This window comes from Bacillus sp. hwrm1, assembly GCF_040207805.1.
Lineage (GTDB): Bacteria > Bacillota > Bacilli > Bacillales > Bacillaceae > Bacillus > Bacillus velezensis.
Map to the genome: position 1 here is coordinate 2,512,237 of NZ_CP157943.1, position 14,798 is coordinate 2,527,034.

The 14,798-nt window shown below is 48.1% G+C and carries 17 protein-coding genes; 1 reads left to right on the forward strand and 16 read right to left on the reverse strand.

Annotated elements, in window-relative coordinates; all coding sequences use genetic code 11:
- Window positions 1–9: 9 nt before the first annotated feature.
- Window positions 10–372, reverse strand: a complete 363-nt coding sequence (locus ABK447_RS12620; RefSeq protein WP_003154327.1) for an Asp23/Gls24 family envelope stress response protein — start codon at window positions 370–372, stop codon at window positions 10–12.
- A 258-nt stretch (window positions 373–630) separates the two neighbouring features.
- Here ABK447_RS12620 and rpmB point away from each other — a divergent pair, with 258 nt between their 5' ends.
- Window positions 631–819 (forward strand): 50S ribosomal protein L28, encoded by a 189-nt coding sequence (rpmB, locus tag ABK447_RS12625; protein WP_003154328.1) that lies wholly within the window; start codon window positions 631–633, stop codon window positions 817–819.
- Between the two features lie 77 nt (window positions 820–896).
- On the opposite strand, the gene spoVM is transcribed toward rpmB, so the two are convergent.
- The 15 genes from spoVM to remA form a co-directional block, all read right to left on the reverse strand.
- Window positions 897–977 (reverse strand): stage V sporulation protein SpoVM, encoded by an 81-nt coding sequence (gene spoVM / locus ABK447_RS12630; RefSeq protein ID WP_003154329.1) that lies wholly within the window; start codon window positions 975–977, stop codon window positions 897–899.
- An 86-nt stretch (window positions 978–1,063) separates the two neighbouring features.
- The gene (locus ABK447_RS12635; protein WP_100001433.1) at window positions 1,064–1,708 is read right to left on the reverse strand and encodes a thiamine diphosphokinase; all 645 of its coding nucleotides are present in this window, start codon (window positions 1,706–1,708) and stop codon (window positions 1,064–1,066) included.
- 68 nt (window positions 1,709–1,776) lie between these two features.
- Window positions 1,777–2,427 (reverse strand): ribulose-phosphate 3-epimerase, encoded by a 651-nt coding sequence (gene rpe / locus ABK447_RS12640; protein WP_100001431.1) that lies wholly within the window; start codon window positions 2,425–2,427, stop codon window positions 1,777–1,779.
- A 1-nt stretch (window position 2,428) separates the two neighbouring features.
- On the reverse strand, window positions 2,429–3,319 hold the full coding sequence (gene rsgA / locus ABK447_RS12645; RefSeq protein ID WP_100001429.1) for a ribosome small subunit-dependent GTPase A: 891 nt from the start codon (window positions 3,317–3,319) through the stop codon (window positions 2,429–2,431).
- A 14-nt stretch (window positions 3,320–3,333) separates the two neighbouring features.
- The gene (gene pknB / locus ABK447_RS12650) at window positions 3,334–5,277 is read right to left on the reverse strand and encodes a Stk1 family PASTA domain-containing Ser/Thr kinase (protein WP_012117534.1); all 1,944 of its coding nucleotides are present in this window, start codon (window positions 5,275–5,277) and stop codon (window positions 3,334–3,336) included.
- Window positions 5,271–6,032 (reverse strand): Stp1/IreP family PP2C-type Ser/Thr phosphatase, encoded by a 762-nt coding sequence (locus ABK447_RS12655; protein ID WP_007409750.1) that lies wholly within the window; start codon window positions 6,030–6,032, stop codon window positions 5,271–5,273. The genes pknB and ABK447_RS12655 overlap by 7 nt, the downstream gene beginning before the upstream one ends.
- Before the next feature lie 5 nt (window positions 6,033–6,037).
- Window positions 6,038–7,129 (reverse strand): 23S rRNA (adenine(2503)-C(2))-methyltransferase RlmN, encoded by a 1,092-nt coding sequence (rlmN, locus tag ABK447_RS12660; protein ID WP_003154339.1) that lies wholly within the window; start codon window positions 7,127–7,129, stop codon window positions 6,038–6,040.
- 3 nt (window positions 7,130–7,132) lie between these two features.
- Window positions 7,133–8,476, reverse strand: coding sequence for a 16S rRNA (cytosine(967)-C(5))-methyltransferase RsmB (rsmB, locus tag ABK447_RS12665; RefSeq protein WP_100001427.1), 1,344 nt, complete (start codon window positions 8,474–8,476; stop codon window positions 7,133–7,135).
- Entirely contained in the window at window positions 8,463–9,416 is a 954-nt protein-coding gene (gene fmt, locus ABK447_RS12670; RefSeq protein ID WP_100001425.1) for a methionyl-tRNA formyltransferase, read from the reverse strand. The genes rsmB and fmt overlap by 14 nt, the downstream gene beginning before the upstream one ends.
- A 4-nt stretch (window positions 9,417–9,420) precedes the next feature.
- Window positions 9,421–9,903, reverse strand: a complete 483-nt coding sequence (def, locus tag ABK447_RS12675) for a peptide deformylase (protein WP_100001423.1) — start codon at window positions 9,901–9,903, stop codon at window positions 9,421–9,423.
- A 24-nt stretch (window positions 9,904–9,927) separates the two neighbouring features.
- Window positions 9,928–12,339 (reverse strand): primosomal protein N', encoded by a 2,412-nt coding sequence (priA, locus tag ABK447_RS12680; protein ID WP_039063083.1) that lies wholly within the window; start codon window positions 12,337–12,339, stop codon window positions 9,928–9,930.
- A complete protein-coding gene (coaBC, locus tag ABK447_RS12685) occupies window positions 12,336–13,556 on the reverse strand; it encodes a bifunctional phosphopantothenoylcysteine decarboxylase/phosphopantothenate--cysteine ligase CoaBC (RefSeq protein WP_100001421.1) in 1,221 nt (406 codons plus the stop codon). Before coaBC ends, priA begins: the two co-directional genes overlap by 4 nt.
- 90 nt (window positions 13,557–13,646) lie before the next feature.
- Window positions 13,647–13,850, reverse strand: a complete 204-nt coding sequence (gene rpoZ / locus ABK447_RS12690) for a DNA-directed RNA polymerase subunit omega (RefSeq protein ID WP_003154346.1) — start codon at window positions 13,848–13,850, stop codon at window positions 13,647–13,649.
- A gap of 3 nt (window positions 13,851–13,853) precedes the next feature.
- Window positions 13,854–14,468 carry a guanylate kinase gene (gene gmk, locus ABK447_RS12695; protein ID WP_003154347.1) on the reverse strand — a complete coding sequence of 205 codons (615 nt, stop codon included), beginning with the start codon at window positions 14,466–14,468 and terminating at the stop codon, window positions 13,854–13,856.
- A gap of 7 nt (window positions 14,469–14,475) precedes the next feature.
- Window positions 14,476–14,745, reverse strand: coding sequence for an extracellular matrix/biofilm regulator RemA (gene remA / locus ABK447_RS12700; protein WP_003154355.1), 270 nt, complete (start codon window positions 14,743–14,745; stop codon window positions 14,476–14,478).
- Between the last annotated feature and the right edge of the window lie 53 nt (window positions 14,746–14,798).

A 14,798-nucleotide genomic window follows, 5' to 3' on the forward strand; every position in this document is an offset into this window, starting at 1 on the left:
TCCTCCTCACTACGGGTTCGTTACTCGTACGCCTTGGACATAAATATTTACAGAATCAACTGCAAGTCCGATTGTTTGATTTACTGTGTATTTTACCTTCGTCTGAACATTGTGGGCTACTTCGGATATTTTAGTGCCGTAGCTGACAATAATGTACATGTCGATATGTATTTGTTCGGCTTCCTGACGGACATGTACGCCTTTTGCGAAGTTCTCTCTCCGGAGGATTTCAGACAAACCGTCTTTAATCTGGTTTTTTGAGGCCATCCCCACTATTCCGTAACAGTCAATGGCAGCGCCTCCGGCAACCATTGCGATGACTTCGTTGGATATATCAATCTGTCCGTATTTTGTCTTCATTTCAATGGACACACAGGTTCCTCCTTCAGATGCATAGAGTTATCATTATTCTACTATATGTATCCCATTATGAAAAGAAAAGATACAGACAGCGGCCTTCAGCGCGGAAATGTGATTGGTTTTACATGTCAAGTGATTTTTCTTGAAAGTAAGGGAAACAATAGTTGCAAACGGTTTTTAGCTGTGGTAAATTATTTAAAGTATTGTATAACGAAAGCATCTGAGACACTATGTTTGAAAAGATGTTTCGCGCAGTTAGGAGGGAAACAAATGGCACGTAAATGTTTTATTACAGGTAAAAAAACAAAAGCCGGAAACAACCGTTCTCACGCAATGAACGCTTCTAAGCGTACTTGGGGCGCCAACCTTCAAAAGGTCCGCATCCTTGTTGACGGCAAACCTAAAAAAGTGTATGTATCTGCCCGGGCTTTAAAATCCGGTAAAGTTGAGCGTGTATAAGCAAAAATGAACGCCTGCCCTTTTATGCGGCAGGCGTTTTTTATGCGTTCAAAGAGGGCAATTTCAGCTTCTTGGGCTTACTCTTTTCTAAATGAGCCCAGCATCGCCCGGACAATTCCTCCTAAAAACTTCGGCAATTTAATGGTATAAAATTTCATTTTGTCCCCTCCTATAAGTCCCGTATCCGCTGCGTTCATCACTTTAGGATTCATGGTTTTTTCCGCATATGGCAGAAGCCGCTTTTCTAATCCGCGCTCCTTACCATTATTAATATGCCTTTTGCAAACGAAAAAGTACCTCGTGAATGAATGAGTTCGTTACTAATACATAGTGTGGAACCCAGAGGAATATGACAATTATCAAGGGGATATTTAAAACCGTCGAGTGTCAGGCCGTCTGCCGCTTCCGTAAACGGAATGAAAGAAATATAGCGTCTGCGCGCTTTTTCTTCAATTGTATAACGGCCGGGCCCGAACATCTGAATGTCATTCTGCCGGTCGATCAGCACGACATCGGTATTCTTATGTAAGGCTTTATACAGCAGCTGGATGTTCCCTAAAAAGTGATCGGCTCTTCCGCCCGTCACACCGAATATCCGAATGGTTTCCGGTTCTTTTTGTAAAGCCCAGTCAAGGGCGAGTTCAAGATCGGTATAATCTTTTTCCGCCTGATACACATGGAGGGCCGGCGCCGCTTTTTGAATCTGCATGAGCTCCTCTTCCGTAATGCTGTCAAAATCACCGAAAGCTTCCTGCGGAATGATTCCGGCTTCCAAAAGAGCAACCGTCCCTTTATCGACTCCGACCCACGTCGTATCTCCGTCAGTGTATTCGGATAGATCGGGAATAAGCTCCCGCGGGCCGCCCGCAACGATATTGATTGTCTTCATATGTTTTCCTCTCTCTTAGACGCGAAAAGAGCCGGCGGCTTTCACCGGGCTCTTTTTCAGCATGTTTATTACGCGTTTCGGATGTCAGCAATGGCTTTTTTCCGATCCGGCTGATTATATACGGCAGACCCGGCAACAAGCAGATTGGCGCCCGCTTCAGTGCATAAAGGGGCTGTTTCTTTATTAACGCCTCCGTCCACTTCGATTAAAAGCTCAGACAGGCCTTTCTCCTCAGCCAGCTGTTTGACCTGACGGATTTTCGGCAGAACCGAATGAATGAAGCGCTGTCCGCCAAAACCGGGGTTAACCGTCATTAACAGCACAAGGTCAAGCTCCTCGATCACATGTTCAATCGTTTGGACGGGCGTATGCGGATTGAGCACAACTCCCGCTTTTACTCCCTGCTCTTTTATCAATTGAATGGTCCGGTGAAGATGCGGACACGCTTCAGCATGAACGGAAAGGATGTCCGCACCGGCTTTTGCGAATGCCGGGATGTAGCGGTCCGGGTTTTCAATCATAAGATGGACATCCAGCGGCAGATCAGTCACCGGACGGACGGCTTCAACGATAAGCGGCCCGATTGTAATGTTAGGGACGAAATGGCCATCCATGACATCAATATGGATATAGTCCGCCCCTCCTTTTTCCACGTCTTTAATTTCCTCGCCCAGTGAAGCAAAATCGGCGGAAAGAATTGATGGCGCAACCTTAATCATATTAATACCTCGGCTTTCTCTCTTTTATTTCCTGCATAAATTCTTTGTAATGCTCATAGCGGTACGGCTGAATCTCTCCTTCTTCCACCGCTTGCTTTACCGCGCATTTCGGCTCTTTAAGATGCAGACAGCCTCTGAATTTGCAAGAGGCGCTTATTTCTCTGATCTCAGGGAACGTGCTGCCCAGCTCTTCTTCCTCAATGCCGGTAAATTCAAGCGAACTGAATCCCGGAGTATCCGCCACCAGACCGCCTGATGTATGAATGAGCTCCACATGGCGCGTCGTATGTTTTCCGCGTCCCAAATGCGTGGAAATCTCGTTTGTTTTCAGCTCAAGCTCCGGGCTGATCGCATTTAAAAGCGAAGATTTTCCGACTCCGGACTGACCGGCAAACACCGTTGTTTTGTTCTCGAAGTGTTTCACAATGCCTGTTAAGCCGCTGTTTTCTTTTGATGACGTCACATATACGTCATAACCGATCGCCTGATAGTCTTTCACGTAAGAAAGTATCGCCTCTTTCGATTCCCCGTCTGCAGCTAAGTCCATTTTGGTTATGCAGATGATCGGGTGAATGCCGTTGACTTCCACAAGGACGAGAAAACGGTCCAATAAAGACGTGCTGAACGCCGGCTGAACGGCAGAAAAGACAAGAACGGCCTGATCGACATTTGAAATCGGCGGCCTGATCAGCTCGTTTGTTCGTTCTTTGATTTCCAGCAGGTAGCCTTCTTTATCATTTTCAGCCTGATAAACGGCATAATCGCCGACCAGGGGCGTTATTTTATTTTTTCTGAAAATGCCCCGGCCCCTGCATTGAATGATCTTGTCCTGTGATTCATCCAAGACATAATAGAATCCGCTTAACGCTTTTATAATTTTGCCCTCAGGCATAGGGTCCCTCCTTGTCAGTCATTATCTTTCGGGTATTCAATCGTTTTGTAGCTGACGACTTTATGATCGACCATCACTTGATAATACCCCTTCTGTCCCTGATCAATCTTCAGTTCGATTGTTTTTTCAGTCGGCTCTTTTATTTTAAATGAGTCATACGTATCAGAGATGCTGTGGTCCTTATCATCGATGGCGATTTGCACTTCAAGCTCGTCCCCTTCATGTTCGGGTTCGTAAGGAATGCTGATTTTTTCTTTTACCGTTTTCGCCGGTTTTTCTTCAGGTCCGAGCGAGAACGTCACTTCAACATTACTTCCCGGCTTAACCGCAGTGCCGGCTGCCGGCTCTTGCTTCATGACTTGTCCTTCCGGCACGTCATCTGAATGGGCTTGTTTTTCAACAAGCTGCAGGCCGTTATCTTCAAGATACCCTGAAGCCGCTTCTTTGCTGTAAGTCTTTAAGTCCCTCAGCGTAACGTCCGCCGGGCCGAGGCTGACCGTTAGATTGACTTCATCGTCGCTTGCGACCATGTCGGTGCCGGCTGACGGGTTCTGATCAATTACGGTGCCGGCCTCGCTGTCATCGTTCTCTTCTTTGACATTGACATGTTTGAAGCCTTTTTCCTTCAGCGCTTTTTTTGCGTCGCCGATCTGCCGCCCTTTCACGTCGATCAGCTGGGTTTTCGGTTTTCCGATGCTTTTGTACAGTTTTACAGAAGAGCCTTCTTTAACGGTAGACCCCGCTTTTGGGTCCGTTTTGACCATTAATTCCTCTTCTATTTTTTCATCTTCAATATCCGTTATATCAGGATCCGCCCGGAGCCCGTTCTTTTCAAGCAGGGCTTCCGCTTTTTCGTACTTCATGCCCCGTACGTCGGGGACGCTTACATCTTTAGGCATAAACAAAGACGGGAACACGGTGACCGCAAGAACAGCCGCCATAATGAAAATGAAACAGACGGCCAGCAAAACCCACGGCCATTTCCGTTTTTTCTTTTTGGCGGGCTGCTGTTCCTTATCATCCGTCTCCCCCGGCGTTTCCGCCTGAGGTGCGGCTTTTGCGCCGTCAGTAATAACGGGAATGGCTTTTGTCATTTCCTCATCATCCTGCACGGAAAATTTTTGTTCATTCAGCCTGCCGGCGTCAAAAGCCGTTCTGATGTCCGCTTCCATGTCCTCGGCGCTTTCATAGCGGTGAAACGGGTCTTTAGCGGTTGCCTTTAAAATAATGTTTTCGACGCTCTGCGGAATGGAAGGGTTCCACTTTCTGGCGGAAGGCGTTTCTGTTTGCAGATGCTTTAGCGCTATGCTGACGGCTGATTCTCCGTCAAAAGGGATTTTACCTGTTAAAAGCTCAAACAGCACGATGCCGAGCGCGTAAATATCTGATTTTTTCGTTGCCAGACCGCCTCTCGCCTGCTCCGGAGACAAATAATGAACCGAGCCCAGCACAGAATTCGTATGTGTGATTGTCGTAGACGTAAGCGCTGTGGCGATGCCGAAATCCGTCACCTTGATATGCCCTAAATGATCTATCAATATATTGTGCGGTTTAATATCCCGGTGCACGATATGGTTTTGATGGGCATGGGCGATGGCCGAGACGATCTGCTCCATAACGGACAGCGCTTCTTTCGGATGAAGCGGTCCGTGTGCGTTTATGTATTCCTTTAATGTCATGCCTTCCACATATTCCATGACAATGTAATAAATATCGCCTTCCTCCCCGATATCGTAAATACTGACGATATTCGGATGATCGAGGCTTGATGCCGACTGTGCTTCTCTTCTGAAACGCCTGATAAAATCAATGTCATTCACAAAGTCAAACCGCAGAATTTTAATTGCGACTTCACGTTCGAGAATGATGTCCTCAGCTAAAAAAACGTTTGCCATTCCGCCGCCGCCAATGGGCCGGAGGATATGATAACGCCCGCTGATCCGCTTGCCGGTTAGCACTTGTCTTCACCCTCTTTTGCATCTGCGGAAAACTCAATCAACACAGCCGTGATGTTATCTTCGCCGCCGTTTTGATTCGCTTTGCTGATGAGAAGGTCTACTTTTTCCTGAGGATCAGATTCGGCTTGAAGCATTTGTTTGATCTCGTGATCTTCTATTTTATTTGACAGTCCGTCAGAGCATAAAAGCAGCTGATCGCCGTCAGACAGTTCAAAAGAACGGGCGTCGGGACTGATGGTTTCATCTGTCCCCAGCGCTCTCGTCAATACATTTTTCCGCGGATGGTGCTCGGCGTCCTCTTTCGAAATTTCCCCCGTCTTGACCAGCTCATTCACAAGCGAATGGTCCTCAGTCAGCTGAGTGAATTCCCCCTCTTGAAGCAGGTAGCACCGGCTGTCACCGATATGAGCCACAGTGACAAACTTCCCGGTGAATAAGGCGCAAACAACAGTGGTGCCCATTCCCCGGCATTCTTCATTCGCTTTAGCGTGGTCATGTACTTTGACATTCGCCTCATGAATCCGGTCTTTCAGCCAATCCTCGCAAGCAGACGGCAGAGAAGGAACCGTTTCGGTCCGGTTCCACTGCTCTTCCATCGCCGCAACCGCCATCCTGCTCGCTACATCTCCGGCAAGATGACCGCCCATGCCGTCGGCGACAACCGCAAGCACCGCGTCTTCTTTTGTGAAAATGCCCGCCGCATCTTCATTATGCCGGCGGACTTTACCTGTATCTGTTTTCAAGGCTGTAATCAACCTCTTCACCTCGTCTCGTCTTGACGCTCCTTCGCGCGAAGCTGACCGCAGGCCGCGTCAATGTCATGGCCTTGCTCTCTTCTGATCGTGACATTTACACCGCGGGATTTTAACGTTTTTTCAAATGCGAAAATCTGATCTCTCGGTGTGCGGACGTAATCCCGTTCAGGCACATAGTTTACCGGAATTAAATTGACATGGCATTTCACGTCTTTTAACAGTTCTGCAAGCTCTTCTGCATGTTCGACCTGATCATTTACGCCGCCGAACAGCCCGTATTCAAAGCTGATCCGTCTGCCTGTTTTCTCGATGTAATATTTGACGGCCTCCATAAGGTCAGGAAGCTTATAGGCTTTATTAATCGGCATCAGACGGCTTCTGATTTCTGTATTCGGAGCATGCAGAGAAATCGCGAAATTGATCTGCATTTTTTGATCCGCGAAATCGTAAATCTTCGGAATGATTCCGCTGGTGGAAACTGTGATATGACGCGCTCCGATGTTCAGCCCTTTATCGTGGTTAATGATTTTTAAGAAAGCGAGCATTTCATTGAAATTATCAAACGGCTCTCCGATTCCCATGATGACGACTGAGCTGACGCGTTCATCCGTTTCATCAAGCGCCTTTTGCACTTTCACGACTTGAGCGACGATTTCTCCCGCTTCAAGATTCCGTTTCAGTCCGCCGAGCGTTGACGCGCAAAATGTGCAGCCGATCCGGCAGCCGACCTGTGTCGTTACACATACAGAATTACCATACTCGTGTCTCATTAAAACCGTTTCGATCGTATAACCGTCATGAAGCTCAAATAAAAATTTCATCGTGCCGTCTTGAGATGTCTGTTTTACAGCCGTTTTCAGCGTTGTCAGCACAAAATTGCTCTCGAGTTTTTCACGCAGGCTTTTTGAGAGGTTTGTCATTTCATCAAATGAAGAAACCCGCTTTTCATAAAGCCATTCAAAAATCTGTGCTGCGCGGAACGGCTTTTCGCCATTCTCGGTCAGCCATTGTTTGATTTCATCTAATTCAAAAGAGTAAATGGACGGCTGCTCAGTCCGCAGCTCTTTCCGTACGCTTGTCTTTTTTAATTGTGTCATTTTTTATCCCTTCTTTCTCATGCTGCTAATAAAGAAACCGTCTGTTCCGAAATAATGCGGAAGAATTTGAAGGCTTCCATCCTGAACAAAGGGTCTCGCCTTTTCAGGCAGCCGCTTTTCAAGAGACAAATCGGGTTCAAACTCAGGGTGTTCTTGTATAAACGCATGCATAACTTCTTCATTTTCTGTCCGGTCCATTGTACACGTACTGTATACGAGTGTGCCACCTTTTTTTACTAATGGGGCGATTTCCCTTAAAATGCCGAGCTGGATTTCTGACAGCCGTCTGCTGTCCTCCGGCGTCTTCGTATATTTCATATCGGGTTTTCTTCTGATGACGCCGAAACCTGAGCAAGGGGCATCAACGAGAACACGGTCAAACCGTTCTGCGCCAAAGGCCTCTCCCGCTTTTCGCGCATCCATCGTTTGCGCGTCGATGATCGTAAGCCCGAGCCGTTCTGCGCCCTCTTTAATCAGCTTCACTTTATGGCGGTGAAGATCAAGCGATGTGAGGCTCCCCTCGTTCTCCATCAGTTCCGCAATGTGAGCCGACTTTCCGCCCGGTGCGGCGCATGCGTCTAAAACGGTTTCGCCCGGCTTCGGGTCCAGCGCCCGCGCGACAAGCATTGAGCTTTCATCCTGTATGGATACCCGGCCGTTTTGGAAAAATGCCGTGTTCGCGATGCTTCCTTTTAAAAGCTTAATCGCATCAGGAGAAAGGTCTCCGGCTTCAGCTTCAAGACCGGCATTCTCCATCTCATTCAGCACCGTTTCCCTGTCGCTCTTTATGTGATTGACACGGAGCGTCTGCTTCGGCGGAATGAGATGAATCCGGCAGATCTTTTCAGCTGCCTCAAAGCCGTACGCCTCGACCCACTCTTTTACGAGCCACTCGGGATGGCTTGTCTCTGTGGAAAGACGGAGAACCGGGTCTTCAATTTCAGCGAATGACGGCGCCCCTTCACGCTGCAGGGAGCGGAGGATGCCGTTGACAAAGGACGCAATGCCCTTATGCCCGCGTTTTTTGGCGATCTCAACCGCTTCATGAATGGCGGCGCGATCCGGTATTTTTTCTAAATACTCCATTTGATACGCGGACAGACGAAGCAGCTGAATCACCCATGGCTTCACTTTATTCGGCTTGCGGATAAAAGGCTTCAGCATGTAGTCTAAGGCGATTTTATTTTGCAGTGTTCCGTAGACAAGCTCTGTCAGCAGTCCTCTGTCCTGATCGCTGAGCGTGTTCGTTTTGATAACCGATGTAAGAAGCAGGTTGCTGTATGCCTGATTTTGCTCAAGCTTCTCAAGCGCTTCAAGGGCGAGCTCCCGGACATTAATATTCTTCATTTGCTTCTCCTAACACGTCACCGGGCTGCACATTTTTGCCTCTTACAAAATCTTCGCCCTTCATCCGTTTTTTTCCCGCCGGCTGCAGCTCAGTAATTAAAAGTGCGGTGCTGTTTCCTGATGCGACGACAATGCCGTTTTGCTCTGTGCGGATGACTGTTCCGGGCGCAGCTTCAGTTTTTGCCGCAACTTTTTCAGAAGCCCATACTTTCATATTTTGACCGTTCAAAGTTGTATAGGAGACAGGCCAAGGGTTTAAACCTCTGATCTGGTTGTAAATCTCTTCTCCGGGCTTTGCCCAATCAATCCGCTCCTGCTCACGCTTAATGTTAGGCGCGTAAGTCGCTTTTGATTCGTCCTGTTTGATCGGTTTAATATTTCCGGAAATGACGTTCGGGACGGTCTCTGACAAAAGCTTTGCCCCCGCTATGCTTAATTTGTCGTGAAGCGTGCCGACGTTATCCTTTTCATCAATCTCCACTTCGATTTTCGAAATCATATCACCCGCATCAAGCTTTTCAACCATATACATGATTGTCACGCCCGTTTTCTTCTTGCCTTGGAGAATCGAATAATGTATCGGCGCTCCGCCTCTTAATTCAGGCAATAGTGACGCGTGTACGTTGATACAGCCGTATTTCGGGCCGTCCAGCAGCTGCTTGGGCAGGATCTGTCCGAATGCCGCCGTAACAATCAGGTCCGGCTTCAGGCTGAGCACTTTTTCTATTTCTTCTTCGAGCCTTACTTTTTCGGGCTGAAGCACGGGAATTCCGTGACGTTCAGCTTCAGCCTTAACAGGAGGGGGCGTCATGATTTTTTTTCTGCCTTTCGGGCGGTCAGGCTGCGTAACGACACCAACCACTTCATACCCGTCTTCAATAAGCGTGCGCAGGACGGGAACTGAAAAATCGGGCGTTCCCATAAAAACGATCCTTGTCATCCAATCATCCTTCCATTTCTGCCAGTTCTTCTTCAGTGTAGTAAGCCGTAATTTTTGATGTGAATAAAATGCCGTCTAAATGATCCATTTCATGCTGAACGGCTCTGGCCAAAAAACCCTCCGCTTCTAAAATAAACGGTTTTCCTTTACGGTCATAGGCTTTTACCTTTACGTAATCCGGGCGGGTGACATCGCCGTAAACCCCTGGAAAGCTTAAGCAGCCCTCGACTCCGGTCTGTTCACCGCTCTTTTCAAGAATAACCGGATTTACAAGGTCGATCCGGCCGCTTTCTTCACCGATGTCCACGACGGCCGCTCTTTTTAAAATGCCGATTTGCGGCGCGGCGAGGCCGACGCCATCCATTTCGAGCATCGTATCGTACATATCGTCAAGCAGTTTTTTTATTTTTTTATCAAACACTGTCACTTCATCGGCAGGTGTTTCCAGAACCTCCGCCGGGTGTGTGACGATTTTTTTTACAGCCAAAATTTTGCCCTCCAAAAACTAATGTTACATCAGCATGTACGGATTCATATCGATTGAAATCATGACATGCTTTTGCGCAATGTCGCGTTTATAGTGCTCCAGTATCTTTTTCAACTGAATCTGCAACTCGTTTTCCTGTCTGTATTTTATCACGCATTGATAGCGATATCTATCTTTGATCCTGGCGATCGGGGAAGCCGCCGGCCCGAGAATTTTCGTATCAGGCCCGCATCCCGCCCTTAAATAGTTTGTAATCTTTTCTGCGGTGACCGCGGCTTTTGCCGCTTCTTCATGAGAAACGGTCACCAGCGCCACGTAATAATAAGGCGGGTATGACTGGGCCCTTCTGTGCGCCATTTCCTGCTGAAAAAAAGTTTCATAGTCGTGCGTTTTCGTCAGCTGAATGCTGTAATGAGACGGTGTATACGTTTGAATGACCACCGTTCCCGGCTTTTCATGCCGCCCGGCCCGGCCGCTTACCTGCGTCAGCAGCTGGAATGTCTTCTCCGCGGCCCTGAAATCAGGGATGTGAAGCGTCGTATCTGCGCTTAATACTCCGACGAGCGTCACGTTCGGAAAATCAAGCCCTTTTGCGATCATTTGCGTACCGAGCAGGATATCCGCCTTCCCTTCACCGAACGCTGACAACAGTTTTTCATGGGCGCCTTTTCTTGAAGTGGTGTCCACATCCATCCTGATCACGCGCGCCTGAGGCAGCACTTTGGTAAGCTCCTCCTCCACACGCTGCGTTCCCGTGCCGAAAAAGCGGATATGTTCGCTGCCGCATTCCGGGCATGTTCCCGGGACAGGTTCCTCATGGCCGCAGTAATGGCATTTCAGCCTTTGTCCGTAGCGGTGATAAGTCATCGAAATGTCGCAATGCGGACATTGCGGCACATAACCGCAGTCCCGGCACATCACAAACGAGGAATACCCCCGTTTATTCAGAAAAAGGACGGCCTGCTCTTTTTTTGCAAGCTTCTCTTCCAGCTGTTCCATCAGTTCTCTTGAAAACATTGATCTGTTGCCGTTTCTCAGTTCTTCTCTCATATCAACGAGAGAAACGTCAGGCATGAGCTGGCGATTTACGCGATGTTTTAATGGAAGCAGCTCATAAACGCCTTTTTTCGCCCGCGCAAATGACTCCAATGTCGGCGTGGCGCTCCCGAGGACGACCGGACAGCTGTGATGCTCGGCCCGGCGGATGGCTACGTCCTTTGCATGATACCGCGGCATTTCCTCCTGCTTATAGGAAGATTCGTGCTCTTCATCAATAATGATCATGCCGAGATTTTCAAACGGGGCAAAGATGGCCGATCTGGCTCCGACGACAAGCCGGACTTCCTTGCGCTGAATCTTCCGCCATTCATCGTATTTTTCACCTGTGGATAATCCGCTGTGCATGACCGCAACCTGTGAGCCGAAACGGCCTTTAAAACGGTTGACCATTTGCGGTGTCAACGAGATTTCCGGAACGAGCACGATGGCTTCTTGTCCTTTTGCCAGCACTTTTTCAATGGATTGCAGGTAAATTTCCGTTTTGCCGCTTCCTGTGACGCCGTGAAGCAGAAAGACATGATGGACATGATCGGCTACAGCTTGTTTAATCGGCTCAAAAGCGGCCTGCTGCTCTTCTGTAAGAGAGAGCGGCTCTGTTTTTTTGAACATTCTGTCCTGATAAGGATCGCGGTAAACCTCCTCAAAGCTTTCCGTAAGAAGCCCCTTTTTAAGAAGCGTTTTCAGCGTCGCGGAACTGGAATCGGTCTTTTTGCAAAGCTCGGCCGCGGAAATCTTTGCTCCCCCGCCGATAAAATAAGTAAGCACGGCGAGCTGTTTAGAAGCCTGCTTTGTCAATGAATCTGCGTGCCGGGCGAGTTCTTCTTTGTCCGCCCCCGCTTCGATCATGCGGATCATTTTTTTATTCGTTTTTTGGGCGACTTTATATGTGACATCAATGCTTCCTTTGCGCACGAATTTTTGAAGTGACGAAAGAATGCTTTCATCGGTAATATCCGAGTACAGAAGACTTTTTTGATTCCTGAAAAGCTGTTTGATGTCCGGTGTCAGCGCTTCTTCGTCAACGACTTTCAGCTCTTTCTCGTACTTCGCCTTCAGTGCGGCGGGCAGCATTGCCTGAAGCGCCGTGATTTTAAACGACAGCGTTTTGTCAGAAAGCCATGAAGACAGCTGCATCAGTTCCTCAGTCAGAACGGGCGTCAAATCAAGAAGCTTCTCGACTTCCTTCATTGAGCCGCCGTTTAATTCAGACGAATCTTTCAAACCGGTCACAAATCCTTGAAGCTTGCGCGGGCCAAACGGGACAATCACCCGCATGCCGACTTCGATCATCCCTTTTAAATGATCGGGAATTTTGTAATCAAAGGGTCTGTCAATGTTTTTGGAGCTGACATCGACAATGACTTCTGCTACATTCATACGGGTTTTCGGTCCTCGGCTTTCAAAGCGGTCATTTCCTTCAGCATTTCAAAGGAAACGTCAAGTTTAGACATAAGCGCAAGCTCCCGTTTTCTTCCGTCCCGGAAATAGAAGGTGACGACATTCGTATCCGTGCCAAATCCGGCCCCTTCTGCTTTCACATCATTCGCAACGATCATATCAAGGTTTTTCTGTTCGAGTTTTCTGCGCGCATAGCGTTCGACGTCTTGCGTTTCAGCCGCAAAACCGACCAGCAGCTGGTGTGTTTTCCGTTCGCCGAGTTCTTTCAGTATGTCTGCCGTACGGTTGAATTCGATCACGAGCGAACCGTCTTTCTTCTTCATTTTGTGATCAGAAACAGCCGCCGGCGTAAAATCGGCCACGGCCGCCGTCTTAATCACCATGTCGCATGAATCAAACACAGAAAGCACGGCTTCTCTCATATCGGCTGCCGATTGCACAGGAAGAAACTGATACAGCCCGACTGGCGGCTCTATTGACACCGGGCCTGAAATCAGCGTCACCCGCGCCCCGAGACGGACAGCGGCTTCAGCAGCGGCGTAGCCCATTTTGCCGGTGGATTTATTTGTGAAGAAGCGGACAGGGTCCACGGCTTCGCGCGTCGGACCGGCTGTAATGACAATATGTTTTCCTTTCAGCGGCGCATCGTTTTCAGGCTCCTTAAAATGCTCTCTGACACGCTCAACAATAAGCTCCGGCTCCTCCAGCCTTCCTTTGCCGACATATCCGCATGCCAAATAGCCTTCACTCGGTTCGATAAAGCGGACCCCGTCCTGATAAAGCACAGAGATGTTCCGTTTCACCGCCGGATGATCATACATATGGACATTCATCGCAGGCGCCACCCAGACCGGGGCCTCAGCCGCCAGCACCGTCGTTGTGAGCATATCGTCAGCAATTCCGTTGGCAAGCTTGCCGATGATATTTGCCGTAGCGGGCGCGACAATAATTAAATCCGCCCAGTCAGCGGCATCAATATGAGAAATCACCTTCGGATTTTGTTCATTAAATGTATCTGTATATACTTCATTCCGGCTCAGCGCCTGAAATGTCAGCGGAGAAACAAACTCACGCGCGGACTCAGTCATAATCACTTTGACGTTTGCGCCGGCCTGAACCAGCTTGCTCGTGAGTGCGGAAGCTTTATAAACGGCAATTCCTCCGCTTACGCATAGCAAAATGTTTCGGTTTTTCATGAAGTCTTCTCCCCTTTATGAAAGCATTGGACAAATCCCAAACGGAAAAAAATAACAACCTATGTAGAGATAGGTTGCTACGTGTGCTTGTTATTCGCTGTCTTCTCTTTCAAACGAAAGCAGGCCCGCGTCAATTTCTTCTAAAGCTTTGCCTACATATTTGTGAGAAATGGTATGTTCAATCTGCTGGTCTTTTTTGATCTGCATTTCACGCGCGCGTCTTGCAGACACGGTCACCAGCGTATATTTAGAATCTAATTTATTCATTAAAGAGTCAATTGACGGATCTAACATAAGTTATTCTACCTCCAGCATTTTCTTATATCTCGGAGCGACGCGTTCACGTTTTAAGTGCTCGGCGAGAACGATTGCGTTAATCTTATCACAAGCCGTTTGGATATCGTCGTTTTCAACGACATAATCATACGCGTCCATCATTTCGATTTCAGCTTTTGCGGCATTCATTCTGTTTTCGATTAAATCGTCGGTTTCAGTTCCTCTTGTCACGATTCTGTTTTTCAGCTCAGAAAGACTCGGCGGCGCTAAGAAGATAAACAGGCCTTCCGGAAATGCATTCCGCACTTGGAGCGCGCCCTGCACTTCAATCTCTAAGAAGACGTCTTTTCCTTCTTGAAGCGTCTGTTCGACATAATCAACGGGCGTCCCGTAATAGTTGCCGACATATTCTGCCCACTCAAGCAGTTTGTTGTTTTCAATCATGCGTTCGAATTCATCTCTAGATTTAAAGAAATAATCGACGCCATCGACTTCGCCCTCTCTCGGGTTTCTCGTCGTGACTGAAATTGAGTATTCAAATTTCGTGTCCTGTTGTGAAAATATTGCTTGCCGAACCGTTCCTTTTCCAACTCCGGAGGGACCTGAGAGAACGATTAATAACCCTCTTTCTTTCATGCGGCAATTACCCCTGCCCTTCATCCATAATTTCTTCTTTCACAGAAAGTCTGTGTGCAACTGTCTCAGGCTGGACGGCAGATAAGATAATGTGATCACTATCCATGACGACAACTGCACGGGTTCTTCGTCCGTATGTAGCGTCTATTAGCATTCCGCGGTCTCTTGCATCCTGGATCATTCGCTTTATTGGCGCAGACTCCGGGCTGACAATCGAAATCATCCGATTGGCGGAGATGATATTGCCAAATCCGATATTAATCAGTTTAATCGTCATCTTCTACGTTCCCCCTGTAAAATAGACGTCTCTAGTGTAACCTGAAGAGGCCG